This is a genomic window from Providencia sp. PROV141 (assembly GCF_028481645.1).
GTDB classification, from domain to species: Bacteria; Pseudomonadota; Gammaproteobacteria; order Enterobacterales; family Enterobacteriaceae; genus Providencia; species Providencia rettgeri.
Map to the genome: position 1 here is coordinate 242,198 of NZ_JAMPPR010000006.1, position 26,015 is coordinate 268,212.

Here is a 26,015-nt window from a genome sequence, read left to right on the forward strand (position 1 = left end):
ATATAAAACCAATTACAAATTATTGGTAATCAATTTTGAAATTGATAGTTGAATCAAAGCTACCTGGAGTCACTGCATTAGATGCATTATCAGATTTTAAATAAGCAACGAATGGAATAGCAGTTTTACCTTCAGTTAAATTAACTGCAGTAGAAGCTTGTCCCCAAACAACATCTTTATTTCCATTGTCTCTTAAACCAATACCAGCACCACTTGCAGTACCTGAAGTGAACGCCGCTAATGTATTATCATTAGGGTTAATAGTTGATGGTGTGTAAGTTACAGTTGCAGTTTGTGCAACTGTAGTATCACAACCTTGCAGAACGATATCTTTCTTGATATTACCTGCACGCTCACCATTTTTTAAATTAGAAACAGGGATCTGATAAAAGTTTACTTTTACAGGACTTGATTCTTCACTTAAACCACAAGCAGAATTCACTAATTCACCTGAAAATTCGATAGTACCGTTAGTAGGTGTACCCGTATAAGCTGCCATTGCTGCGAACGAAGCAAAGCCTGATGCAAATACAGCACCCATTACAAATTTATTCAATTTCATGATTATTTAATCCTGTATAATACTTGTATAATGTATGTTTCGCCATAAGAGTTGTTAATAACAACTTTAGATAAAAGTAATCATTATTTTAATTAAATTAATGATTACTTTTAATAAAGTTATCATATTAATAGGCTAAATTTATTATATTTACTAATTACACTTCACCAAAAAGATTTGATTTTTTATTGGCCGAATTAACGCCACATTTTTTTAGTGTCTTTATCTAAGATAGCAAAATAATTATTTTCATTTTTTATGGTATACTGTAATCTTTCATTATCGTATCTATCTATTACATGATTAAAAAGGTCTCTCCATGACTTATTGAATATCACTAAAATTGTATCCATCATTTCAAATGTCAGCTTTGTTTTTCCCGTTTCATATCGGGATATCTGCTGTTGGCTAATATTCAACTTTTTTGCCAAATCTTCCCCTGTTAAGTTTTGCTCTTTTCTAATTCCTCTCAAATACTGCCCTATTTCTTTATTTATCTCATTAGAAAAATAAGTCATTTAATTTAACCTTTATATTAAAAATTAATTATAGGCACCATCTGAACCATAGATACCGTCCTAAAATTTTTGATGATTATATGTCTGATTATTTATTTTGTATAATCGATAGGGCAAATTGATTACCATTAAAATCATTTATCGCTCTATTAACATAGGATAAATGTAACAGAAAATAACCACACTGAAATTTATAATATAAATAACAGCATGTTATAGACATAAAACTTCAGCCAATCACCTTTCAAATTACATTTTGATACATTTGAAAATATTAAAACATATCTTTTACTAATCAGATGTATTTTATGGTTAAATTTCAACCATAAAATACAACTTAAAAAAGTAGTATTACTCGAATTTTGAGTTTGTAAATTATTAAATATTTTTTTTAAGATTTATCTTAACTTCATTATTTACAAACACCAACAAATTAATTATAAATAATTGTAAAGTTTATCAACGAAATTATATCTCACAAAAATCATCACCCACATATAATAAATCCCGATACTACCCGAAAATAAGGATATTAATTACGCAAATAACGAGTATTTAAAAATTATATATCAATGTATAACTTTAAGCTTTAAAGAAATTCTAATGAAAACTTCTTTTAAATATTTTTATCTATAGAAAGGTGAGAGCCTTGCTAGCCACACTAAGTTTAAGAGCAATTCAAAGAGTGACGATTTAACGGTTATCGTAAGAAGGGGTTGAGTAAGGTGGTAAAGTATTATCATAAAACGAAGCATAGATTTGCTTTACACTATATTGTAATGCACACCAAATGCCTAATCCTAGCAAACCGTAGTATTAGGCATTTTATAATACCAAGTAAGAATACAATTTAAGCACGCCAACCTTTATGAAGGTTTTATTCGTTGTGATTGCTGGTTCCACATGCGATAGACCAATGCACTCCCCACGGCGGCTAAATAGATAAATGGCTCAGGTGTTAAGGTTTTTAATGACAGCATGTAGTGGCAAAATGCGAGTAAAATCGTTGGGTAAAGCAGCATATGAATTCTTTTCCACCATACGCCCAAATAAAGGCGTATACGGTTGAATGAACTGACCGCCATCAACAACAAACACAACCAAGCTACCGCGCCGATCACTAAATAGAGGCGCGAAAAAATTTCTTCGAAAAATAGCGCTAAATTATTTACACCAATTTCCAGTAATAGATAACTACTTAAATGCAGCACAGCCCAGAAAAAACACCATAACCCCAGTAATTTTCGTGTTTGAAACAATACCGTAAATCGCAATAATTTTGCAGCCAGAGGGATCAATACAATAACGACAAGCAAACGTAAAGCCGCTATTCCTGTAAAATGTTGGATATCTTTGGTGGGGTCAGCTCCAAGCTGTTGAGTATCGACTAAAAAAATCAGCCATATCAAAGGGAGCAAAGCAATAAGATGAAAGCTCCCTTTGGTTAATCCAACGATGAATTTATTGTCCTGGGGCATCAATAATTTCTCCGCAAGTCCATTCCTTGATACAAGCTTGCCACTTGTTCACCATATCCATTAAATAACAATGTTGGCTGACGAGTCACTTGACCTAAACCTCCTGCACCAATAAAACGTTCGGTGGCTTGTGACCAACGAGGGTGGCTTACATCTGGATTCACATTGGCAAAAAAGCCATATTCGCTCGGCGCTGATAAATTCCATGTAGTGTCAGGCATATGCTCAGTAAGACGAATTTTGACGATCGATTTAATCCCTTTAAAGCCATATTTCCATGGTACAACCAACCGGATCGGTGCTCCGTTTTGGTTGGGTAATGTTTTTCCATAAACGCCTGTCGCCAGCAAAGTCAGCGGGTTCATAGCCTCATCTAAGCGTAGCCCTTCCACATAGGGATATGATAATCCACCACCAATATAACGACTTTTTTGTCCCGGCATTTGTTCTGGAGCGTAGCGTGTTTCAAAAGCCACATATTTGGCTTTGCTAGTGGGTCCGACTAAAGCCAATAATTTCGCTAAAGGAAAACCAACCCATGGGATGACCATCGACCAAGCTTCAACACAGCGCATACGATAAATGCGCTCCTCTAAGGGAAACTTAGTGTTTATATCATCTAGATTAAGCGTTAGGGGACGATTTACTTCCCCATCAATCGTTACCGTCCACTCATCCGTCACTAAAGTATGGGCATTCTCGGCAGGGTCGGATTTCCCCAACCCAAATTCATAAAAATTATTATAACCAATCACTTTATCTTCAGGTGTGAGGGTTAATGATGGCTGAAATTCTTCAGGTTGAATAAATGTCAGAGGTTTTCTTGGCTTCATCGGAGGTGCTGGCGCATCGTCACTGAACCAAGAAAACAGCCCCGCATTGGCCGTCGCCGCAACGGTTAAACCTGCGGCTCCAATGCCTAATGCCTTAAGTAACTGACGGCGTTTCATAAAAAAGAGGGTTTCATCCGTGATTTGAGATGCGGGAATTTTAGGTAACTTTTTCATCATGCGCTCCATAGCAAAAGGGAAATGAAATTAGTTATACCGAAAGCGCAGTAAAAGTGGCTGACAGTAAGATGACAAATTTGTCATCTTACTTAATTGTAGGAAATTTCAGTGTAATGGTACTGGTTCCTGCATGGTGTTCAAAGCTCACTGAGCCGCCATGTAATTCAACTATCGCTTTCACAATCGCCAACCCTAGCCCTGTTCCCTCTGTGGTTCGAGCATTATCCCCGCGCCAAAAACGGGTGAAAATTTCATCACTGTTTTGTAGAAGTTCCCCTTGATTAGTGATTTTAATTTCCCGTTGCTGTGGCAGCGCATTAATTTGGGTAACGACACGAGTGTCCGGGTGAGAATATTTAATCGCATTGGAGACAATATTCACTAAAACTCGGCTGAGTAATACAGGGTCAGCATTAAGAGTCAGGGATGAGGGCTCGCTATACAGCTCAATCTGTTTTTCTTCTGCATAGGCAGAAAAGAGTTCATAGACATCGTTAACTAACGTATATAAAGAAAGGTTTTCTCGATTTAAGGTAATATTTTTATTTTCAGCACGGGCAATAAATAAGGTACTTTGGATCATTTGTGACAGTTTATCGAGCTCCTCAATATTACTGACTATCATCCCTTCATATTCGCTAACACTGCGCGAGCGCTGGAGGGTAATTTCATTTTGCACCCGAATTGCATTAATTGGGGTTCTCAGCTCATGCGCCAAATCATCGGCAAATTGGGTAAGTTTGACAAAATCATGCTTTAACCGCTGGCGCATCGTGTTCATCGATTCGCCCAGCTCTTTCAACTCCTGTGGTAACTGGTCAATATCAATTGGGTCATTTAACGCATGAACATCTGTTTTGACCGTTATCTGACTCAATGCTTGAATGTCGGATAACCCTTTTTTCAGCAGCCATAAGCTGAGTAGCCCCATCAACAAAATTGAGAGGACAGAAATCACTACGCTTTGGGTGAGATATTGAGTCAACACGCCACTACGGTCGACAGACACTTTACCAAGTACCACATGGAGCGGCCCTTTTGGGGAGTTCATCGAGAAATAAACCGCAGAAATAGGGATACCTTGAGCGGTTTGCCAATGGTTGATGGCATTAATATTTAGCTGTTCAAGTTTGACTAACTGAAGAGGTTGAGAACCTAATAATTCGCGATTGGTGGTGACCAATATGTGCCCCGCCGCATCAGAAATTTGGATTAAGTCTTGGCGCATGTCCATCATGCTTTGGAAATACATGGGAAGTGTTTTGATATCAATGCCACCAGCAATGAGTTTGGCAAGTTGCTCCGCACGGTTAACCAGTAAGTTATTATCTTGTTCAGATAATTCATTTTTGAGTGAATGATACAAAACCCATGTCACCACCCCGGCATTAGTAATCATAAGAATGATAAACAGAGAAATAAGTTTAAAACGAAGTGACTTCTTTTTCATTCTATCGGCCTATTTAAGCGGTATCCCATCCCACGAATAGTTTCAATGAGTTTAACGTCAAATTCATCATCGATTTTCTTTCTCAATCGACGGATTGCCACATCAATAATATTCGTGTCACTTTCAAAATCGATACCCCAAACTTCGCTAGCAATTAAGGTTCTAGGTAAAATTTCATCGCAATGTAGAACGAAGAACAGTAATAAGGAAAACTCTTGCCGAGTTAAGATGATTTTCTTTCCAGCACGCTCAACATCATGGCGAGTTAAGTCGATTTTTAAATCCGCAATAGCCATGGTGGTTGAGGCTGGCTGGTTAACTTTTAATTGGTTTTTAACCCGAGCTAATAATTCAGAAAATGAAAACGGCTTAACGAGATAATCATTAGCACCCAACTCTAAGCCTTTAATTCTGTCATCAACGGCATCCCGTGCAGTGAGGCAGATAACTGGAATATTTTTAGCTGTGCGTAAGATTTTTAAAATCTCCCAGCCATTCATACCGGGCAGCATGATGTCGAGGATTACCAACTGATAACTGTTTTCTAAAGCAAAATAGAGACCGTCGCGACCATCATCAGCTACATCCACAAGAAAACCCGCTTCTTCTAACCCATTTTTGACCCACCCTTGGGTTTTTAGGTGATCTTCAATTAATAGTATTCTCATGAGAACCTAACAGTGACTTTATTTGACTTAATTTCATTTCATCTTAAAGAAATTTTCAATTTAAAGATATGGGTAGGAATTTAACCATAAAATACGCAGAGAAAACATGACACTAGCTCCTTAAAAATAACTCGTAGAATGATTAATAGCTCGGTACGAAAAATGGAAATTAGCTGCTTTTATCGACGAGTAAGTATTGTTTTACAAGTAAATAATCTCTTTTCTCTCACATTTATAAAGCAGAATAAAAACTGCTTTATAAAATATAAAATTTTAGTTAATTAATCTTTGATTACTGACCTGACGGATAATAAATAATTTTTTATTTCACCTATAGAATAAAAGCATTATATTTATCTAAAAAAATTAATATGTTAGGCCGATTAATTTAGATATGATTGACCTTTTTTGACTAAATGGGGAAACGTTCATGTCCACTCGTAAGTATTTAACTCAACAGGAAATATCTCGACTTTTAGCTGCTTGTCATTTGTCACGACATCCCGAACGTAATTCTTGCTTAATTTATATGTGCTTTATACATGGTCTAAGGGCAAGCGAGGCCCTATCACTAAAATTATCTGATCTTAACTTAGAAAGTAATGAGCTTTATGTACATCGTTTAAAGAATGGTTTTTCCGTTAATCACCCACTGATTGATGAAGAGATCCCACTCATTAAAGCTTGGCTAAAAATTAGAAATACATGGAAAGGGAAAGAAAGTCAGTGGTTATTTTTATCTGAAAGAGGGACTGCCATGACTCGTCAGCGCTTTTATCAACTTTTTTCACGACTTGGTGAGCTAGCTGAGCTAACCCTAGGTATTCATCCCCACATGTTACGACATGCATGTGGTTATGCATTGGCGGATAGAGGCGCCGATACGCGCCTAATTCAGGATTATTTGGGACACACGAATATACAACATACCGTACGATACACAGCAAGTAACCCAGCAAGATTTCGGGGAGTATGGTGAGATAAATGCGTTAAAAGAGTTGTCAAAATGCACCAAATTGACAAACGTAATGAATTAGGTGCATCTTAAGTTAAATGAAAATACACGTCAAATACGTAGCGTGTAAATAACGCTATGTATATATTACTAAAAATAAGCACATTCCATTATTAAAAGATCATTGAATTTATTAATTTTTTCACACGTTAAAACTCTCCGTAACATCTCAAACTTACACATTGTAATATTCTGAAATGTTTTATTTGGAATAATTATCCGATAATTTTAAAAATAAAATATAAAATTTAAGTTAACAAGTAATTAATGAAATATTTAACTAACAATATACAACTATTGTCAATTTGGTGCATTTTGACAACAGTTAAATTAGTAAATCATTCAGTTTCATGAGGAGGATTTTATGCAATCTAACTTATCTCCTAAGGAAATTGTTGGGAGCAATATACATAAAGCTCGCCGAGCTAAAGGGCTAAGTGGTTCTGAGCTAGCTGACTTACTTTTATGCTCACAGCAACATGTTTCACGTATTGAGCGCGGCGTTATTCGACTACACCTAGAGCAAATTAAGCAAATTGCGAACTCGCTTGATATTGATATTAATTGTTTATTAGATGGCGTTGGATTTCAAAATAACTCAGTAAATTATATCCATAATATGGAATGTTATTTTAAAGCTGAAGGATGGTTTTCAGGATCTAGTCAATTTATGAAATAGGCTTAACCTTATGTCAGAAAATATAATAAAACCAACATTTAATATTATTGTAGGAAAAAAAATAAAAAAACACAGAAAAGAAATGAAATTAACTGCTGAGGAGTTAGGGAGATATATCGGTGTAAGTCAGCAGCAAATTTCTCGTTATGAATCAGGCATTAATCACATTAATATTGATTTTTTATCTCAATTATCTGAGTTATTTAAAGTACCAATTCAAGTTTTCTTAATAGAAGACTAAATATATTTTTTAATTATTAATAATTAAATTTAATTTTTAGTATTTGATTTTTTTAAATCAAATACTAGTGCTTTGCTTTTTTCCAGTTCATTGCAAATAGAGTGTCTGCAATGAGCAATGAAAACTGACACTCATTCTTTATTTAACAAAAAACATAGGACTTTATATTCATGAAAATGAAATCTATTGCAATGGCAACTTTTATGGCTCTGGGTTTAGCTTCTGCAGCAAATGCTGCTGATCAAGGCCACGGTAAAGTAACGTTCAAAGGCGCTATTATCGATGCTCCATGCTCAATCTCTCCTAGCTCAATCGACCAAACAGTTGAATTAGGCCAAATTTCTAACATGGCATTAGTTGATGGCGGTAAATCAACTCCACGTCCATTCGAAATCACTTTAGAGAACTGTGATATCACTAAACTGACTAAAGGTGTTCAATTAACCTTTAGTGGTGCTGCTGCATCTTTCGACAATACCAATAAAACACTGGGTATTGTTGGTACTGGTGCTGGCGCTGGTGTTCAGATCACTAATGGTAGCGGCAATGTGGTGACTTTAGGAACAGCTGCACCATTCCAACAAGTTCAAAATGGTAACAACACACTGAATTTCGCTGCTTACTTAAAAGGTAATGGTGGCGATATCGACACTATCACTGCCGGTGACTTTAGCTCAGTAGCGGATTTCACTCTGTCTTACGAGTAATTCATCTTGAGCCAACAAATTAATTTGTTGGCTCATTCCGACTGAATTGGGTGTAAGAGAGGAAGCAATGAATCATTCGATAACCAGTGGAGTGTTTTCATTGATCTTAAGTATAGGCACGTTGACTGCGGTATCAACTGCACATGCTCAAGGCTCAGTGAGTATGAATGGAAGCATTATTGAAACAGCATGTGCAATTGATGTCGGCAGCCGTGATCAAACTATTGATATGGGAAGTATTGCGCTGACTCAAATTCGCCGTGATGGGCAAGGACCTGCTCGCCCTTTTGTTATCCGATTAGTGAATTGTGTTCTTGAACGCCAAAATCCTGACAAACCGAATTGGCAATACTTTCGCGTAACATTCGATGGCTCCCATGACAGGGGGTTATTTGGAGTAAACGGACAAGCTCAAGGTGTTGGATTACAAATTCAACGTGAGGGAGACGGTGAAATTGCCATACCAGGCCAAGGAATGTCAGTGAGCGCACTAACAGCTGGAACAAAAGATCTCACCTATCGGCTACGGTTGGTAGCGAACAACCACCCATTGGCATCAGGTCAATACTACAGTCAATTACGTTTCAAACTGGATTATGAATAGTCGGTTCCTCTAAGAAATGAAGATCTCCTGTAGGATGAGCTTCGCGAGCGAAATGACATTACGGATAAAAGAACGCAAAAGAAGGTCGAGATGATGACCCTGAATTTCATTCACACGCCTGTGTTACGGATAACTCGGCCTTGCAGATTAGGGCTTTTAGTCGCGCTGGCTATCAGCTTTGGTGGTCACGCATCCGATATTACATTTAATATGGATATGCTAGACGTCAATGATCGAAACAACATTGATTTAAGCCAATTTGCGCGTCCAGGCTATCTCATGCCTGGTGAATACAGTTTTACGGTTTTCTTAAACAAGCAAAGCATGCCGGAAGAAACTGTCTTTTACTATGCGCCTGAAGGTGAGTCGGATGAAAGTCTCCCTTGCCTGAACCCTGCTTTAGTTGAAAAGTTCGGTATCAAGCCTGAATTGATGTCGACATTGAAGTGGTGGCACGAAGGACAGTGTTTATCACTTGAAAGTTTACCCGGAACTGAGGTTAAAGCCGACCTTGCGACTTCGGCTATGTATATTAGTTTGCCGCAAGCCTACCTCGAATATACCGCTGAGAATTGGGATCCTCCCGCACGCTGGGAAGAAGGGTTACCCGGCGCATTGTTTGATTACAACTTAAATGCACAAGTGGGCCAGCAAACCCGCTCAGGACAACAGACCAACTACAGTACCAGCGGTAATGGGGTTGCTGGTGTTAACTTGGGTGCTTGGCGTGTTCGTGCTGACTGGCAAATGCGTATTGATAAGCAGCAAGGACAAAGCACGACCACATCACTAGATTGGACTCGTTATTATGTCTACCGAGCAATCAAATCATTAGGTGCAAAACTCACTTTAGGTGAGGATTATTTAACCTCTGATATTTTTGATAGTTTCAGATTTACAGGGCTTAGTTTGGTTACCGATACCAATATGCTTCCACCCAATCTACGTGGATACGCACCAGAAATTACTGGGGTCGCAAAAAGTAATGCGACAGTTATTGTGAGCCAGCAAGGACGAATTATTTATCAAACTCAAGTCGCTGCGGGCCCATTTCGTATCCAAGACTTGAATGATGCATTAGCTGGGCAAATCGATGTTGAAGTTAAAGAACAAGACGGTTCAACACAGAATTTCACTGTCAATACTGCAAGTGTTCCGTATTTAACACGCCCAGGACAACTGCGTTACAAATTAGCCGCTGGGCGCCCAACAAATTGGCGCCATCATGTTAGTGGCGATACCTTTGCAAGTGGCGAGTTCTCTTGGGGGGTTAACAACGGCTGGTCACTGTATGGAGGTGGAATTGGTGCGGAAAACTATGCATCCGCGGCTATAGGGATTGGTCGTGACTTAATGGTATTCGGTGCATTGTCATTCGATATTACTCATGCCCGGGCGCATCTAACCAACTTAAGTGATATTAGCGATAAAACGTATCGCGGAAGCTCGTATCGTTTAAGTTACTCTAAACGTTTTGATACCTATAACAGCCAAGTGACATTTGCAGGATATCGATTCTCTGAGCAAGGTTTTATGAGTATGTCTGAGTATTTGGATGCGCAGGAAACAGGTGCTCGCCAATACAACAGCAAAGAAATGTATACCATCTCTTATAACCAACAGTTTTCCGAGTTAGGGCTAAGTGCGTTCATCAACTATTACCATCAAACCTATTGGGATCAACCCGATAACGACCGCTATAGTATTTCATTAGCGCGCTATTTTGATATTGGTAAATGGAAGAATCTTAGCCTCAACTTGACGGCCTATCGAAATCGTTATCGTGAAAGTAATGATGATGGCGTATATGCGTCACTCACCGTGCCTTGGGGTGAAAAAAGCTCCGTTAGTTATAACAGTAGTTGGGATAAAAATGATAACTCACAACGTGTGAGTTACTACAGCACCATCGATGAGAGAAATAACTATCAGCTAAGTACCGGATGGGCGCGTTCAGGTGCGCTCGTGAGTGGCTATTACACTCATCAGGGGGACTTAGCACAGCTCAACGCAAACGCAACGTACCAACAAGACCGTTATCGGTCTGCGGGGTTCTCTTTGCAAGGTGGTTTCACTGCAACAGAGAAAGGTGCCGTACTGCATCGTGGTAGCCAAATTGGCGGTACTCGCATATTTGTTGATACCGATGGTGTACCTAATATTCCACTACGTGGTTACGGCTCTATTGTGCGTACCAACCGCTTTGGACAAGCCGTTATTAGTGACGTGAATAGCTATTACCGTAACCAAATTAGCGTTGATTTGAATGCATTACCAGATGAAGCGCAAGTGTCTCAATCTATAAAGCAAGGCACTTTAACAGAAGGGGCAATTGGCTACCGTCAATTTGATGTTGTCGCAGGAAGCAGTGCGATGGCGTTGTTAAGGCTATCGGACAATAGCACACCACCTTTCGGAGCAATAGTCTTAAACGGTCGTGGTCAGCAAGTCGGTATGGTGGGTGATGATGGAAATACCTATCTTACTGGTTTAAATGCAAAAGATACCTTGCAAGTTCGTTGGGATGACCAAGTGCAGTGTGAAATCACACTCCCTGATACCTTGCCAGAAGATGAATATTTACAGGCAAGCTGGTTACTACCGTGCCACAAACCGGGAGCAAAAGCCGCATCGCCAGCGACCATAAAAACACAATCAGCGAGTCGTGCATTAGAAGCAATGCCGAAAGCAGCAGAACTGGTTGTGCCTGTAGTTGAAAGAACGGCGTCAAAGGAACCAAGTCGCTGGTTACAAAAATAATAAAAATGGTGGTACGCAAAGAGCGATGAGTGCTCCTTAACCATAGAAGATAACAATATGATGAATAACATGATGAAAAACAAATTAATGAACAAAAAAAATGCCCATAGAGCAGTATTCGCATTGGCTGGCGTTGTGTTGACTTCAACAACGCTATCTTCTGCTCAAGCGGCAGTTGCATTAGACAGAACTCGAGCGATTATTACGGGAGACGAAAAATCGATCAGTTTAAATATCAGCAATGAAAACAAACAATTACCTTATCTTGCTCAAGGTTGGGTGGAAAATGAGAAAGGTGAAAAAATAAGCGACCCATTTACGGTATTGCCACCGGTGCAACGTGTTGAGCCAGGGGCAAAAAGCCAAATCAAAATCCAAGCACTGCCAAGTGCAGCGGCACTGCCGCAAGATAGAGAATCCGTGTATTACTTTAATTTGCGTGAGATACCACCAAAAAGTGATAAGCCCAATACACTGCAACTGGCGTTACAAACACGTATCAAATTGTTTTATCGACCGAAAGCCATCATTCCGACACGTGAGCAAATGGATAACCCATGGCAGGAAAAAGTGACTCTTACTCGCCAAGGTAACCAGTATACGATTAATAACCCAACAGCCTATTACGTTTCTTTTGTCGATGCTGTTCCCAACAAAAATGGACAAACGGTCGCAGGGTTTGAGCCAGTGATGGTGGCACCAAAAAGCAGCAAAGCACTGAACGTCAGTGCAGACGCATTAGGTAATAAACCTGTGCTGACCTATATCAATGATTACGGTGGTCGTCCAACACTGTCGTTTACATGTCAGGGAAATAGCTGCCATGTGGTACCTGAAAAAAAATAGACTGATTTGAAATGCGCGATGAGATAGCAGGAGAATATCATGGCAAACACAAGCAGGATGCTCCGTTATGTGGGCTTAGGAAGTTTAGCGCTGAATTTATTCAGTAACATGGCGATGGGAACAGCTCTAAATAAAGTTGATAACTGGGATGTAGATGGTTCACATGGCACGCTATATGTCCATGGGGCCTTGACGGAAAGTGCTTGTCGTTTAGCAATGTCATCAGCATATCAAACTATTAATTTAGGTACTGTGGGAACCGGACAGCTTCAGCATGTCGGGCAAACAGGTCATCCTGTTGCGATTGAACTGCATTTAGAAGATTGTCTAAGTGGTGAAAGCCGCAGCCGTACTGCACAGGGAAATCTTTTGTGGAGCCAACAAATGCCTTCAATGAAGATCCGCTTTTTGGCTCCTATAGATACTCAAGACCCGCGCTTGGCAGCTGTTATCGGTGTTCAAGGGATTGGCCTGCAATTAAGTGATGCAGCGCGTTCACCAATTAACTTAGGTGAGTACAGTACACCACAGTTGGTTTCACCTGGACAAAACCAATTAACTTACTATGTAACGCCGGTACGTACCTCCGCTCAACTGAATGCTGGAGCTTATCAGGCGTTAATTAGATTTCAGGTAAGTTATGAATAGGAGCATGGAGATGAGAGGAACTTATTTTCTTACGATATGCTTTAAAGCGCTTGTCCTCGCTGGGGTAATTCTCTTTGGTGCTCTGATTTCACTCAGTTTTTCTTACAATGCTATCGCTGCAAACCTAAGCACTAATATCCAAATCCGCGTGACGGTATACGGTGAGCCGGAATGTACCCTTGGCGGTGCAACAACGACTTCGGTAGATTTTGGCGATATACATCAGGCAAAGATTGATGGTACTTATGGGCGCTCACCTATTAATTACAACTTGATATGTAATGGCTTATATAAGAATACATTAAAGATGACGCTGAAATGGACTGATAGGCAAATTAATGGTGAGTCATCCGTGACAACCAATCTCCCGAATTTAGGTATTGCCATTTACCGTGATGGAACCCGGCTCAGTAATGGTGCGACACTCAATTTTAATTATGGGAGTTCGCCTGCTTTGTATGCCGTCCCCGTTAAGCCTACAGGAGTAAACTTAACATCAGGTGGGGATTTTACGGGCAATCTCACGATGGTATTGGATTACCAATAGGATGATATCAATGAAATTATTCCGTTATCTTCTCTCGGTCTGCATGATGCTTAGCCTGTTTAGCCAAAGCCAAGCAGCAACACTTGGTATCCAGCTAAAAGGTCGATTATTGGTGACACCGCCCGAGTGCATTTTGAATAACAACCAACAAGAAACTATACATTTTGGCGATATATTGCTTCCGCGTATTGATGGAGTTCAATACAAGCGTACTGTACCAATGAGACTCAGCTGCACAAATCTAGCGAAAAACGCTATAAAGCTCACGCTTGTCGGTGATGGAACATCATTTAATAGCAATGGCGCATTAAAAACGAGTAACCCAAAACTCGGGCTTTCCTTTTATGTGAACAATGCTAAGCAAGTTATTAACCAGCCTTTCAATGTGTTATATACAGCGCTGCCAACCTTGGAGGTTGCTCCAGTAAAAAACAGTAATGCCAATTATACGAATACCGATGGCGGATTTTTTACAGCGCTGGCAACACTGAAAATTGAGTATCAGTGAGAATGATTATGTGGAATAACAATCAAATTAAGCATTGGATGGCAGGATTTATAATGGTGATGTCCATATCTTCAGCGCAAGCAAATTGGGCATTTGATGGTACGTTAATTATTCCTCCTGTTTGCCAATTAAGCCATGACGACCCGATAAAAGTTTCATTCGGTAAAGTCGGTGTACGAAAAATCAATGGTACCGCCTTCAAGCAATCTATTCCTTTTCAATTAGATTGTGTTGGCGATATGACACAACCATGGGATATCAGCTTGATATTTGGAGGAACACCTGCGGGAAGTGGATTTGATAATGCGACATTAAGAACGGTGACACCGTTGAATAATGGCAAATTAGGAATTCAAATTCAGAAAAATGGGCAACCTCAACCATTGAATGAACCCTTTTTGATTAATGCGGCTTCCCTACCATCCCTTTCAGCGGTTCCTGTCATGCGCTCAGGAAGCGAACTCGTAGGGGATAATTTTACTGCATCAGGCACGTTAACCATTATTTTTGAATAGGAGGCGGCAGTCATAACTATGAATATTAAACGTAATATGAGCTTTGCCTTTGGCTTATGGTTTTTGGGTGCCACTGCCGCTTTTCCTGCCAATGTGGAATTTGATGGCACGCTAATTGAAGATGCTTGTGACGTCTATCCTGGCGACGAGTCGATTGAATTAGATTTCGGTACGATAGTAGATAAATACCTGTATCTGAATACTCAAACCAATAGCCAACCTTTTACCATTCGCTTAATCAATTGCGATTTAGCGTTAGGCCATGAAGTGAAAGTCACATTTATGGGCGCAGAAAGTTTGGCTTTACCTGGTTTATTAGCGTTAGATGCTGGAAGCCAAGCAACAGGTGTGGCGGTTGGTATTGAAAGTATTTCCGGTGCGGCAATCAAAATTAATAGTGGCAGTTATACCCAAGGGTTGTATACCGGAAATAATAATGACCTACGATTTCAAGCGTATGTGAGAGCTGAGCCAGTTGCATTGCAAAATAAATCAATTGTGCTCGGTTCATGGGCTGCGAGTGCCACGTTCAAATTAGATTATGAGTAAATCATTATGTATGCGAAAAAAGCAAAAATATACGGAATGTTAAATACAAGCCATTTGAGTATTTTATTATTAATCATCGCATTAGCGTTTCTATTTCCTTCTCGCCCTGCCAATGCGATTGCGTATGTAATGCCTGTGAGTATGACCTCTGGAGCTTGGCCTCGTGTTGAGATGGACATTCTTTCTTGGAGTGAAGCAAGTGGTGTTACTAACCCTTGTTATGGATCAACCGAATGCTGGGTAGGCCCTGATGTTCTGTATGCATCTGGTGCGCCGTCGTTGAGTGGATCTTGCTTAGATTATGGTAACTGCATTCGAATTAACCAGTATCGAACAGCGGAAGAAGTCGCAGCGGCTTTTCGTAGTGCAAAAGGAATTCCTTATCGTGCATCGTTTGTCATTGATAGCCCAAATGCGACTTGTATTGGATTATTCTATGTTAACCATAAACCAACCCCGGGAGTTAGGAATGCAATCCAGTGGCCAGGTAGCGTCTGTGGTGAAATCCCACCTACAAATCAAACATGTAGTATATCTCTGCCTGCTTTTGTTAATCACGGGGCACTCAGTAACACGAGTTTAAATGGTAAAACAAACTCAGTTTCTGGCAATATCACTTGTACACAGGCGACAAATATCAATTTATTTGCTCGTTCAACCACAGGTGAGCGTTATGTATATTTAAATTCGACTTCTAACTTTTATTCAAATCCATTAATTAATAATCAAAATGGCTGGAATGGCGCGAACATGAACATTTCTGGGAATAATGCGGCGAATTCATTCACATTTACTTCTGAATTACATGCATCAGGAACGGTAACACCTGGGTATTACACTGGAAATGCAGTCGTCATTATTGCATTTAATTAGTTAATCAAAACCTTCGAAAAACCAATTCACTGACTTGATAATTGAGCAGCGTATTTTTTAATAAAATACGCTGCTTTTATGAATATTAATTAGTTTTGCTTTTCATATCTAGGCACTGATATTTCTTTCAGTGCCTGATTTATCAACCTTATTACTAATAATCCAATCAACGGTTACTGCTACAAAAATAATCACAAAGCAAATAGTCATTCTGTGATGGCCATCTTACTTTTGTTTTTACGCTATTCTCAAAAATATCCAGTCTTTTAATGGCAAATAATATAAATTAACACTTTATAATCGCTAATAAAAACCTCGCCTTCGCGAGGTTTTTATCTCTTCAGAAAAGCTCAAAACGAATTATACATTTTTCCTTTCGATGGTTTCTTCCCCCCAATATAGCCTATCCGCAGTGGTCTTCGAAAAGGCCAGAGGTAAAACTTCATCAGAACCTTCTTCCCAAATTTGTTCCGCTAACACTTCATCATTATTCGCTAATTCAAAAATAGCTTGAGCAATTTCAATTGAGGTTTCTCTAACTTTAGCCCATTCAGCTATATGGTGAGGATCTTTCATTATTCGCTCCTGATTAAATGGTTCTGGTAGAAATATTGAGAGATTTCAAGTCTGTGAATAAGATCACTACGACTTTAAATATATTACCATTTTTACTTTTTAGTGACGATCTATTGAGCCCGCCACTATTCACTCACTCTAGTATATGACGATAAGTTAAGTAATAGGGATAAAAAAGTCATGAATATTCGCCATGTTGTTGCTATTGATTTAAGCGCATCTAGCGGTCGTGTCATGTTGGCTTGCTATAATGTGCATAATAAAAAATTATCATTAGATGAAATTCATCGTTTTACAAACCATTTGATTACTAAAGGTGAGGTTAATGGCCACTACCGTGTTCTAAAAAACATTATGAGGTTATGGTTATTCCAACGTATTTGCCTCGAGCACGATGTGCAAGATATTTGCAGCCTCATTGCTATTGAATGTATGCTCGAGAGTATCTCAAATATTTTTTGTATTAATGACTGAACATAAAAAGATAACTAACCAAATAATCACATACCCATACTATCATTGATGATAGTTTTTGATAAAAGGATGAATAATAGCCCTCCAATCAATAAAAAAATCCCTTAAACCGAAGAGTAACGAAAAGTTTAAGGGATAAATGCGCAAGTCTAATTAGAAGTATAAGAAGTAGAAAGTTACAACAAGGTTAACTATTGCGGCAACTGCCATTGGGATTGCCGTCCGTTTTACTATTTGAAACGGTGAAACCCCCGCAATCCCTGCAATTGCAACAATTGCTGCAGTGATAGGTGAAACTGTACGTCCAAAGCTTGTCATGATCTGCATTGGTAAAATGAGCGTCACCACATCCACTTTGAGAAAAGCAGCAATTTTCGGTGTCAATGCAGCAAAAGAGAAGAATGCTGCATTCCCTGAGCCCATTAGGAACGCCGCAAGTGCAAGGATGGCACTCATAACAATAATCATCGCCCCGATACCAAAGCCAGCATCTTGAGCAGCACTAATTAACGTATCCACCGCTCCACTTTTGAGTAATCCATTTGCGAAAAACTCCCCTGAAACAATCAAAGAAACCACTAAAACAAACTGTTTCCCCATGCCTTCAAAGAACAACATAAAGCTGTCCATGACGGCTTTCGCATCACGTAAACGGACGTATTCAAAAATCAGTGCAATGACAGTGCTGATGATCATCGCAGTGGTGACTTCCAACTTAATATATGGATGTAATAATGGGCTAAATCCGATAATTAAGATCAATGGAATAACTGGTAACAACGCATAAGACAATGGAACTTTATTACCGCTATCTTCTTTAATAGAATCAATTTTACTCAAATCAAAAACAAACCCCTCACGCTTATCCCACCAACGCTGGATAAAGAAATGGGTGATTGCCACTGCTATAATAATAGGGATAGTTACGGGTAATTGATACTGAACAAAGTAAACGGCAGGTTCAATATCTGCTGTTTTCGCTGCCATAATGACATTACCGGAACCGGGTCCATGGTCAATAAACTGGCAACAACCGATAACTGCTAAAGCAGAAAGCGGGCTGATACCTGAACGAATTAATATTGGGTACATAGTCACCATTAGTAGCATCCCCAACCCGGCATGGCTTGGAATGAAAATAACGAGAATTTGCGTTACTAAAAATGAAATCACTAATAGCAAATAAGGTGATTTAATAGTCTTTAGTGGCTTTTCAAAAATAGCAAATAATGCGCGACTTGCCCCCACATGCTCCATATAACGGGAGAATCCAGCAATCGCCATTAATGTTAACCCTAGACCTGCTAATCTAGAACTCATGATATCAGTAAAAATTTGGAAGATATCAAAGTACTTAAAATGCGTAGTTTTGTTTTCTGGTAACAATGAATTAAGATCTAAAGATGCGGTTAGGAGCAGCAAAAGCAAGCCCCCTAGCAACAAGACTGGCTGAGGCTTATAACCTCGAGCCAGCAGGTAAACAACCAGCGCTGTAACTAGCGCGGCAATGATTAAACCTGTCATAGAAGAATTCCCCGGTATTGGTGCAGCTTTATTGTTATTGGTTTAATGTTGAAAATGCTTGTGTAATATCGGATATCAAATCATCCACAGACTCCAAGCCAATATGTAAACGAACAAAAGGCCCGTGGCCTTCACGCCAATCTGATGCTGTTCTTGCACCGACTACGTTAGCGGGTAGTGCGAGGCTTTCGAACCCACCCCACGATGCACCGATACCAAACAGGGCTAAAGCATCAATAAAGTTTTCTGTTTGCTTAGTGGTATATTGTTTTTTGAATTCAATGGTTAATAAGCCGTTACTACCTTTGCAGTCACGCTTCCATAGATCATGTCGTGGATGAGATGGTAATTCAGGGAACCAGACTTTTTCCACTTCAGGACGCGTTTCCAGCCATTGTGAAATCGCTAACGCGGCTTTGCCATGCGCAGCTAATCGCTGCCCTAAAGTCCGCATTCCTCGTAAAACTAAAGCTGCATCATCGGGGCTACTGGCTTGACCTAAAGCTTCTGGCAAGGCACCAATTTTTTTCCAAGCTTTTTCTGTCGCGACCATAATTCCCATCATCACATCAGAATGCCCGCAGAGGTATTTTGTTGCTGCAATTACAGAAACATCCGCGCCTAATTCTAGTGGATTATAAAGCCATGCTGAGCCCCAAGTATTATCAACGCCGACAGGAATATCTCGTTCATGCGCGATGCGGCATATTTCGGGTAAATCCAACATTTCATAAAGTAATGAACCAGGGGACTCAACAAAAATAAGCTGTGTATTACTCTGAATTTTTTGTTCAAAATCTGAGCCATCTGTTTTAAAGAAGCTATAGGCAATATTGTTTGGTTTTAAAAAAGCATCGGCAATTTTGCGCACAGGCTCATAAACCGAATCCACAAACAATACATGCCCACCACTATGTACATAGCCCATAATAGTGACGGCAATCGCGGCTAGACCTGTAGGAAATAACTGTGCTCTATAACCTCCTTCTAATTCAGTTACCAAGCTTTCAAGTGCAAATGCTGTTTCTGTACCTCGCGCACCGTAACTTAAAACACGTTCCGTTGCGCGGCGATCGCGAACATCACGCCAGCTTTTAATTGAATCAAAAACAATAGTGCTCGCTCGCATTACTGGTGGATTGATTGGTCCTGATGTTGTAATAGTTTGTCGTCCACTATGTATCAATTTTGTATATTTATTTAATGTCATTATTTATTTCTCCAAATATAAGAATAGATCCCCTGATAATTAAAAGGAAGATTATTTATTTTTGATAATTTTTAATTCATATTATGTATATCAAATTACTTTTCTTTTAAAACATGTCTTATTTAAAAAGATGATCTTCATCATACAAATGAGCATTAATTAAATTAATGAAAACTTAAGAGAAAATTAAGAATTAAAATCGATAGATAACAAACAATAAATAAAAATACAACGTATTGATTTTAATGAAATTATAAATACATAAGAAAGCCTTTAATTAACATTAATCTTATTAAGGTGTTTATTTTTATTATTTGTTGCATAAATAAAGAAACTCTCTAACAAATAATTGCTTTTTAATTTTCAATATTATTCTTACACAGGGGAATATTATGGGTACTAGTGTTTTTGATTCGGTATTATTAAAGAACTTATGGTCTACAGAAGAAATGCGAGCTATTTTTTCTGATAAGGTCAGAATGCAAAATTGGCTTGATTACGAAGCAGCATTAGCAATTGAACAAGCTGAATTAGGCTTGATTCCAAAGCAAGCGGCGAAGATCATTGCTGATACAGCAAAACTGGAAAAGTTAGATATGGATTTCATCTTAGAGCAAGTGCGTTTAACTCGTCACCCACTTGTTCCAACCATCCGTGGTTTAGAGCATGCTTGTCCTGAACATTTTGGTGAATACGTCCACTTTGGACCCACGACACAAGATGTTATGGACACAGGCTTAGTGCTTCAACTTAAAGAGGCTCATAACGTTTTTTTACGTGATATCAAAATATTAGGGCGTTCTTTATTATCGTTAAGCGAAAAGCATCGCAATACACCAATGGCAGGACGAACCTTAGCCTTACAAGCCTTACCGATTACCTTTGGACACAAAACTGCAATTTGGTTAACTGAATTAGCACGCCATTATCAACGATTAAAAGAAATCGAACCTCGCTTATTCGTTGGTAGTGTTGTTGGCGCTGTTGGAACTAAGGCCTCATTGAGCGACAAAGCAGATGAGCTTGAAGTTCGTGTATTAAATCGGCTCGGTTTAGGCACTCCTGAAATATCTTGGCAACCCGCTCGCGACCGATTTAGTGAATATGGCATGCTGATTGGTTTAATTAGCGGCACGTTAGGAAAAATTGCCAATGAAATTTTATTATTAGCTCACAATGAAATTGATGAACTTTCAGAGCCTTTTAGTAAAGGTCAAGTTGGCTCCTCAACGATGCCACACAAACGTAATCCTGCCATTGTCGAAAATGCGGCATGTGTCAGTAATACATTGAAAGCTAATCTTTCAGTACTTACCGACATGATGAAACACCAACACGAAAGAGATGGTGCGATTTGGAAGATGGAATGGAAAGTGATGCCAGAAATGTGCCTGATGCTTTCGGTGATCTTCGATAACATGAAAACGGTATTAGGGGGATTAAACGTGCATGTCGATAAGATGCGCCAAAATTTAGATATTTTAGGTGGATTTATGCTCGCTGAGCGCGTCATGTTTGCTTTATCAGACAAAGCGGGTAAACAAACTGCCCATGAAATTGTTTATGAAGCTTCTATGTCTGGCCAAGAAGAAGGCATCACCTTTATTGAGGCCATTAACCGTGACACGCGCATTCGTGACCATATAACGCAAGAAGAACTTGATGCCCTATTAGATCCAACGACCTATGTGGGAAATGCTCCTGAACAAGTCACTCGAGTAATAGAACAAACCAAAGCATCCGGTTGGCTTAATGACTAATTCATTTTAGCAAAGTTTAAATCTCTACTTTCTTAAAGCCAGTCAAGTGCTGGCTTTTTCATTCACCAGAGGTATCTATGACATTAAGCCAACAGCTAAGCCAATTTATCACATCCCTATCATTTTCTGATATTCCACCGCAGGTTGTTGAACGCGCCAAATATCATTTACTCGATACATTAGGCGTTGCACTTGCCGGAAGTCTCCAACAAAGTGCAACACAATGCCGTAAGGGAGTCGCTTATTTACCTGATCATCAAGGAAAAATTCCAATTTGGGGAAGTAACCAAACCGTTTCAACTACCACCGCCGCTTTAGTAAATGGTATTTCTTCACATGCATTAGATTTTGATGATACACACACCGACTCAATCACTCACGGTAGTGCCGTACTTACCCCTATCGCCTTTGCACTCGGAGAACATTTACAAGCAACAACGCAAGAGCTCCTTACTGCATGGATTATTGGCTGGGAAGTTGCTGCCAGAGTGGGGTTAGCAAGCCACAGCGGGTTCCATCAACGCGGCTTCCATTCTACCGCCATAGCCGGTATTTTTGGCTCGACAGCTTGTGCATCTTCATTACTTAAATTAACTCGGGAACAAACGGTTCATGCTCTTGGACTAACAGGAAGCCAAGCCAGTGGTGTTGCTGAATACCTAACCAATAGCTCGTCTGCAAAATGTTTTCATGCGGGCTGGGCTGCGCAATCAGGCATTATTGCAGCTTGTTTAGCTAAAGGCGGAATGACAGGGCCAGAAACTATTTTTGAAGGGCGCTATAGCCTGTACCAAACACATGGTCTTCGTGAAAATGCGCATCCCGAGCAAGTCACCCAAGACTTAGGTAATGTTTGGCAGTTAATGAATGTTTCCATTAAACCCTATCCTGCTTGCCATTTTGCTCATGCCACTGTCGATTGTGGGAGACGATTATTACAACAAGGAATAACCCTCGAGCAAATTGCTAAAGTAGAATGCGTTGTCGATCCCGTTGCAGCTGCCTTAATTTGTGAGCCACCAGAACAAAAATGGGCTCCTCAGAGTGCCTATGCAGCGAAATTTAGCCTCCCGTGGTTGTTTGCCGCAGGCTTTATCGAAGACAAATTAACATTAAGTTTGCTTTCAGCCCAAAATTTACAGCGAACAGATATCCAAAACCTCGCGAAAAAAGTCAGTTATCGTTATCCCACTGAAAATGAAATTCCTTTTCCAACCTATTTTCCCGGCTTAATTTTTGTCACATTAACTAATGGTGAAACAATAACGGAACGATTAGATATCCAATACGGTAACCCACAAAATCCAATGTCGTTGGAGGATATTGTGAGCAAATTTTATGACAATGCAGAGTTGGTAATGAAAAATGAACAAGCTGCGCAGCTTGCTAAAAGTGTATTGTCCTTCGAAACGAAAACTATACCGGCTATCACACAGTTATTGCGTGTCGGTATTTAATAATACCGACTAACGAATAGAAGCCCACACTAAATGGGCTTCTATTTTTCTTTCCCCTTATTATTCATTTAACTGAGCAATAATTTGCTGTAAATGAGCAATAGCAACATCATTGAGAGGTTCTTGTGGAAGGATCGGGTCACCAACATTAAACCCTTGAATGTTTAAAGATGCTTTAATACATGATGCTAATGCATATTGCGTAAAAGCTTCGTTGATTTGCCACATTTCTTTCTGTTTTGCTAACGCTGTATCCCAATCCCCTCTAGTGGCCAACTCATATAGTTCAACACATTGTTTTGGCAATACACAGGCAGGACCCGCCATCCAGCCCACGCCACCTAATTTAATGACTAATAAAGGAATATGAGCTGAAGCACTAAAAATTTTAACTCGCTCACCGAAGGTGTTGATCATCGTTAATAACCTTCCAGTATTACTCGATGCATCTTTAACATATTCGATATTAGGGATATAGCTTAATTCATTCAAAAGAGAAATTGACAGCACATCCCCTAATAAACCAGGATTGGTATAGACCGTCATCGATTTTTCAGGAAAAGACTCTGCTATTGTCTGGAAATAACTCAATTGAGCTTTGTCACTCAGAGGGTACATTTTTTGGGATATCAGTACCATACCATCCACACCTAACTTGGCATATTGTTCTGCTTGTGAACACGCATCTGATGTTGAGAAACTGGCGACCCCCGCTAATACGGGTACCCGCCCCGCGGCTTGATCAACCGTAATGCGAACGACTTCATTTCGCAATTCTTGTGACAAATATGCGTATTCACCTGTACTCCCTAACGGACTCAACCCGTGAACTCCGCTCGAAATAAGATGTTCAATTAGATGACGAAGGGATGATTCAAGAATAACCCCTTTAGCTTGGTCAACTGGTGAAACAAGATAAGGAAAAATACCGTGAAAATGGGTCATAATCACTCCTAATTTTAGTTGTTATGGGAGATAACGTCTGTTTGTTCATTTTTTAATGAGTTAAAAAGAATTTGGGCGGCTTTAGTTGGGCTTTTTGAGTTGAGGTACAAGTTATATCGAATTGCCGGAAGTGCTGGTAACCCTTCATCTTCACCGAGTATGCGTAAATCCTCCCCAGAAAGTTCAATTGAACGCGCCATAATGCCCAATCCCGCCCTAACTGCAGCACGTGCACCAGATAATGTTGTTGCCATGTACGCAATTCGCCAAGGTATTTGCTGTTGATCGAGGTGATTGATCATCATCTCACGGTAAGTGCTCGGTTCATCTAGCACAACTAATGGCAGTGGCTGCTCTAAATTAAAGGTAAAGTGCTTCCCGCAATACCATAGCGAAGGGGAAACACGTAAAACAATTTTAGGGTAACCAACATGTTCCTCGGTTGAAATGGCCAAATCGAGTTCATTATCCTCTAACATTGACATAAGAAATGGGCTACGTTTGACAATAATATCCATGATCAAATTTGGATAAGCCCCTGAAAATCTGGCTAGTAAATCAGGTAATATGGTATTCGCTGTGTCATCTGGCGAACCAATTTTTAATACCCCGTCAATTTCTTCATAAACTAGCGATAAACATGCCTCATCATTAAGCCGCAGAATACGACGGGCATAGCTCAATAGTTGTGTACCAGAATCCGTCAATGCTTTATTTCTGCCTTGCCGCACAAATAATTCCTTGCCAATGAGTGACTCCAACCTTTGCATTTGTTGACTCACCGCTGATTGCGTTCGGCAAACAGATTCTGCAGCGGCGGCAAAAGTTGCACCATCAACAACCGCAATAAAAGTACGAAGTAAATCAAGCTCCAAATTAAAAATAGGGCGTTTAGCAGCTGGCATTTTAGTTATCTCTTTTCTTAAGGTATAAGATATCATTAAACAAGAGTGTTTAATTTACATACTAAGAAAAAAGCCTTAAAGAATCTATGTTAGAGCTCAATTGTTTGGCTCTAAATTGTAGCTACTTAATAATAAATTTGGCCACTTGAATATCCGCCATAACACGTTAATCTTGCAGAATTAAGAAAACAAAAAACCGTCGAAGAGCAGCGTAGCAGTAAAGACTTCTTAAGCACTAGCAGTGAACACACTATCCAACACGATGAAACCACTCATGAAAAAGGCAGCTTGCTCAGTGACGAAAAAGTTACCATTACCACAGGGAATGACCTGACTGTCAAAGGCTCCTCGGTGGTGGCAAAGAATGATGTCACCTTAACCGCTAGCAACAATGTCAACATCACCGCCGGCAACAAACTGCATATGGACGGAGCTGATTGCTCAAAAAGACTTGAACCTCACGGGCGATAGCGTCCAAATCGACCCGGGCTATGATGCCAAACAACAAGAGGTCAGCGTCGGGGCGGCTACAAGGACTGGCAGGTGATAATTTAGCAAGTGCATTGGCAAATGCCTCGTCTCCGTACTTAGCGACATTGATAAAACAGCAAGTAGATGAAGATAATAAAACCGCGAATGCCATGGCATATGCTGCGTTAGGCCTGTTATTGCTGAGCTAAATAATCAATCCGCTGCTGCGGGTAGATTGTGCCATATTCTTTATCCTCTCACCTCTGAGCAAGCATATACTCTAAATAATTCGGATTACGTGTAGGCAGCTAGTGAAGATAGCCGAGGAGCATAGATAACTATGTGACTCAGATAGCTGAACGAAGCCAACAACCCTGTAATTCGAAGTATGACGAATATACATTCATTATCGAAGCGACGTATATACTCACTCGGGGGTTAATGTGGGTTGAGTTAAGTTGACATGCATTGACTGAAAATGCGGAGAAAGTCTTGCAAGCACTGGATTTTAGATA

Annotated in this window: 27 protein-coding genes and 2 pseudogenes; 18 read left to right on the plus strand and 11 right to left on the minus strand. The window is 39.7% G+C overall.

Annotated elements, in window-relative coordinates:
* Positions 1 to 19: 19 nt before the first annotated feature.
* From PSF09_RS05225 to PSF09_RS05250, 6 genes are all read right to left on the minus strand, one after another.
* Positions 20 to 562, minus strand: a complete 543-nt coding sequence (locus PSF09_RS05225; protein ID WP_004907632.1) for a fimbrial protein — start codon at positions 560 to 562, stop codon at positions 20 to 22.
* A gap of 197 nt (positions 563 to 759) precedes the next feature.
* Positions 760 to 1,080 carry a helix-turn-helix domain-containing protein gene (locus PSF09_RS05230; protein WP_004907630.1) on the minus strand — a complete coding sequence of 107 codons (321 nt, stop codon included), beginning with the start codon at positions 1,078 to 1,080 and terminating at the stop codon, positions 760 to 762.
* A gap of 866 nt (positions 1,081 to 1,946) precedes the next feature.
* Entirely contained in the window at positions 1,947 to 2,558 is a 612-nt protein-coding gene (locus PSF09_RS05235; RefSeq protein WP_272683579.1) for a sulfite oxidase heme-binding subunit YedZ, read from the minus strand.
* Positions 2,558 to 3,568: a protein-methionine-sulfoxide reductase catalytic subunit MsrP gene (gene msrP / locus PSF09_RS05240; RefSeq protein ID WP_272683580.1), complete on the minus strand. Its 1,011-nt coding sequence runs from the start codon at positions 3,566 to 3,568 to the stop codon at positions 2,558 to 2,560. The genes PSF09_RS05235 and msrP overlap by 1 nt, the downstream gene beginning before the upstream one ends.
* Positions 3,569 to 3,653: 85 nt before the next feature.
* Positions 3,654 to 5,018, minus strand: coding sequence for a heavy metal sensor histidine kinase (locus PSF09_RS05245; protein ID WP_272664490.1), 1,365 nt, complete (start codon positions 5,016 to 5,018; stop codon positions 3,654 to 3,656).
* Positions 5,015 to 5,686 carry a heavy metal response regulator transcription factor gene (locus PSF09_RS05250; RefSeq protein WP_210840356.1) on the minus strand — a complete coding sequence of 224 codons (672 nt, stop codon included), beginning with the start codon at positions 5,684 to 5,686 and terminating at the stop codon, positions 5,015 to 5,017. The genes PSF09_RS05245 and PSF09_RS05250 overlap by 4 nt, the downstream gene beginning before the upstream one ends.
* A 430-nt stretch (positions 5,687 to 6,116) precedes the next feature.
* Between PSF09_RS05250 and PSF09_RS05255 the strand changes: the two genes are divergently transcribed.
* The 13 genes from PSF09_RS05255 to PSF09_RS05315 all read left to right on the plus strand — a co-directional run bounded on the left by PSF09_RS05255 (position 6,117) and on the right by PSF09_RS05315 (position 16,178).
* A complete protein-coding gene (locus PSF09_RS05255) occupies positions 6,117 to 6,665 on the plus strand; it encodes a tyrosine-type DNA invertase (protein ID WP_014657972.1) in 549 nt (182 codons plus the stop codon).
* Between the two features lie 400 nt (positions 6,666 to 7,065).
* The gene (locus PSF09_RS05260) at positions 7,066 to 7,380 is read left to right on the plus strand and encodes a helix-turn-helix domain-containing protein (protein WP_004907614.1); all 315 of its coding nucleotides are present in this window, start codon (positions 7,066 to 7,068) and stop codon (positions 7,378 to 7,380) included.
* Between the two features lie 10 nt (positions 7,381 to 7,390).
* Positions 7,391 to 7,621, plus strand: coding sequence for a helix-turn-helix domain-containing protein (locus PSF09_RS05265; RefSeq protein WP_210839958.1), 231 nt, complete (start codon positions 7,391 to 7,393; stop codon positions 7,619 to 7,621).
* A 170-nt stretch (positions 7,622 to 7,791) separates the two neighbouring features.
* Complete coding sequence (locus tag PSF09_RS05270) at positions 7,792 to 8,328, plus strand: fimbrial protein (RefSeq protein ID WP_004907609.1); 537 nt, start codon at positions 7,792 to 7,794, stop codon at positions 8,326 to 8,328.
* A 67-nt stretch (positions 8,329 to 8,395) separates the two neighbouring features.
* Positions 8,396 to 8,932, plus strand: a complete 537-nt coding sequence (locus PSF09_RS05275) for a fimbrial protein (protein WP_210839935.1) — start codon at positions 8,396 to 8,398, stop codon at positions 8,930 to 8,932.
* Between the two features lie 90 nt (positions 8,933 to 9,022).
* A complete protein-coding gene (locus PSF09_RS05280) occupies positions 9,023 to 11,692 on the plus strand; it encodes an outer membrane usher protein (protein WP_272683581.1) in 2,670 nt (889 codons plus the stop codon).
* Between the two features lie 57 nt (positions 11,693 to 11,749).
* The gene (locus PSF09_RS05285) at positions 11,750 to 12,538 is read left to right on the plus strand and encodes a fimbria/pilus periplasmic chaperone (RefSeq protein WP_004907602.1); all 789 of its coding nucleotides are present in this window, start codon (positions 11,750 to 11,752) and stop codon (positions 12,536 to 12,538) included.
* Positions 12,539 to 12,577: 39 nt separating this feature from the next.
* Positions 12,578 to 13,186, plus strand: coding sequence for a fimbrial protein (locus PSF09_RS05290; RefSeq protein WP_272683582.1), 609 nt, complete (start codon positions 12,578 to 12,580; stop codon positions 13,184 to 13,186).
* 10 nt (positions 13,187 to 13,196) lie between these two features.
* On the plus strand, positions 13,197 to 13,733 hold the full coding sequence (locus tag PSF09_RS05295) for a fimbrial protein (protein WP_247605450.1): 537 nt from the start codon (positions 13,197 to 13,199) through the stop codon (positions 13,731 to 13,733).
* Between the two features lie 10 nt (positions 13,734 to 13,743).
* Entirely contained in the window at positions 13,744 to 14,241 is a 498-nt protein-coding gene (locus PSF09_RS05300; protein ID WP_272664493.1) for a fimbrial protein, read from the plus strand.
* A gap of 2 nt (positions 14,242 to 14,243) precedes the next feature.
* Positions 14,244 to 14,756: a fimbrial protein gene (locus PSF09_RS05305; RefSeq protein WP_042851490.1), complete on the plus strand. Its 513-nt coding sequence runs from the start codon at positions 14,244 to 14,246 to the stop codon at positions 14,754 to 14,756.
* Positions 14,757 to 14,774: 18 nt separating this feature from the next.
* The gene (locus tag PSF09_RS05310) at positions 14,775 to 15,305 is read left to right on the plus strand and encodes a fimbrial protein (RefSeq protein WP_272664494.1); all 531 of its coding nucleotides are present in this window, start codon (positions 14,775 to 14,777) and stop codon (positions 15,303 to 15,305) included.
* Positions 15,306 to 15,311: 6 nt separating this feature from the next.
* Positions 15,312 to 16,178, plus strand: coding sequence for an MrpH family fimbial adhesin (locus PSF09_RS05315; protein WP_272683583.1), 867 nt, complete (start codon positions 15,312 to 15,314; stop codon positions 16,176 to 16,178).
* Between the two features lie 360 nt (positions 16,179 to 16,538).
* On the opposite strand, the gene PSF09_RS05320 is transcribed toward PSF09_RS05315, so the two are convergent.
* Positions 16,539 to 16,754, minus strand: a complete 216-nt coding sequence (locus tag PSF09_RS05320; protein ID WP_047756975.1) for a YccJ family protein — start codon at positions 16,752 to 16,754, stop codon at positions 16,539 to 16,541.
* Between the two features lie 180 nt (positions 16,755 to 16,934).
* Between PSF09_RS05320 and PSF09_RS05325 the strand changes: the two are divergent.
* Positions 16,935 to 17,060, plus strand: a pseudogene (locus PSF09_RS05325) (FGGY family carbohydrate kinase); the annotation flags it as partial.
* 321 nt (positions 17,061 to 17,381) lie between these two features.
* Here the strand turns inward: PSF09_RS05325 and dcuC are convergent.
* On the minus strand, positions 17,382 to 18,752 hold the full coding sequence (dcuC, locus tag PSF09_RS05330; protein ID WP_004907576.1) for a C4-dicarboxylate transporter DcuC: 1,371 nt from the start codon (positions 18,750 to 18,752) through the stop codon (positions 17,382 to 17,384).
* 34 nt (positions 18,753 to 18,786) lie between these two features.
* The gene (gene metC, locus PSF09_RS05335) at positions 18,787 to 19,962 is read right to left on the minus strand and encodes a cystathionine beta-lyase (protein ID WP_210839956.1); all 1,176 of its coding nucleotides are present in this window, start codon (positions 19,960 to 19,962) and stop codon (positions 18,787 to 18,789) included.
* A gap of 392 nt (positions 19,963 to 20,354) precedes the next feature.
* Between metC and purB the strand changes: the two genes are divergently transcribed.
* Positions 20,355 to 21,722, plus strand: coding sequence for an adenylosuccinate lyase (gene purB, locus PSF09_RS05340; protein ID WP_109912793.1), 1,368 nt, complete (start codon positions 20,355 to 20,357; stop codon positions 21,720 to 21,722).
* Between the two features lie 77 nt (positions 21,723 to 21,799).
* Complete coding sequence (locus PSF09_RS05345; protein WP_210839109.1) at positions 21,800 to 23,179, plus strand: MmgE/PrpD family protein; 1,380 nt, start codon at positions 21,800 to 21,802, stop codon at positions 23,177 to 23,179.
* Positions 23,180 to 23,239: 60 nt separating this feature from the next.
* Here the strand turns inward: PSF09_RS05345 and PSF09_RS05350 are convergent, their stop codons facing one another.
* Both PSF09_RS05350 and PSF09_RS05355 read right to left on the minus strand, forming a co-directional pair.
* Entirely contained in the window at positions 23,240 to 24,124 is an 885-nt protein-coding gene (locus PSF09_RS05350) for a dihydrodipicolinate synthase family protein (RefSeq protein ID WP_210839107.1), read from the minus strand.
* Between the two features lie 14 nt (positions 24,125 to 24,138).
* The gene (locus PSF09_RS05355; RefSeq protein ID WP_004907568.1) at positions 24,139 to 25,029 is read right to left on the minus strand and encodes a LysR family transcriptional regulator; all 891 of its coding nucleotides are present in this window, start codon (positions 25,027 to 25,029) and stop codon (positions 24,139 to 24,141) included.
* A gap of 249 nt (positions 25,030 to 25,278) precedes the next feature.
* Here PSF09_RS05355 and PSF09_RS05360 point away from each other — a divergent pair.
* A pseudogene (locus PSF09_RS05360) lies at positions 25,279 to 25,500 on the plus strand (hemagglutinin repeat-containing protein); the annotation flags it as partial.
* 23 nt (positions 25,501 to 25,523) lie between these two features.
* Positions 25,524 to 25,709 (plus strand): hypothetical protein, encoded by a 186-nt coding sequence (locus tag PSF09_RS05365; RefSeq protein WP_272664496.1) that lies wholly within the window; start codon positions 25,524 to 25,526, stop codon positions 25,707 to 25,709.
* The last annotated feature ends 306 nt before the right edge of the window (positions 25,710 to 26,015 follow it).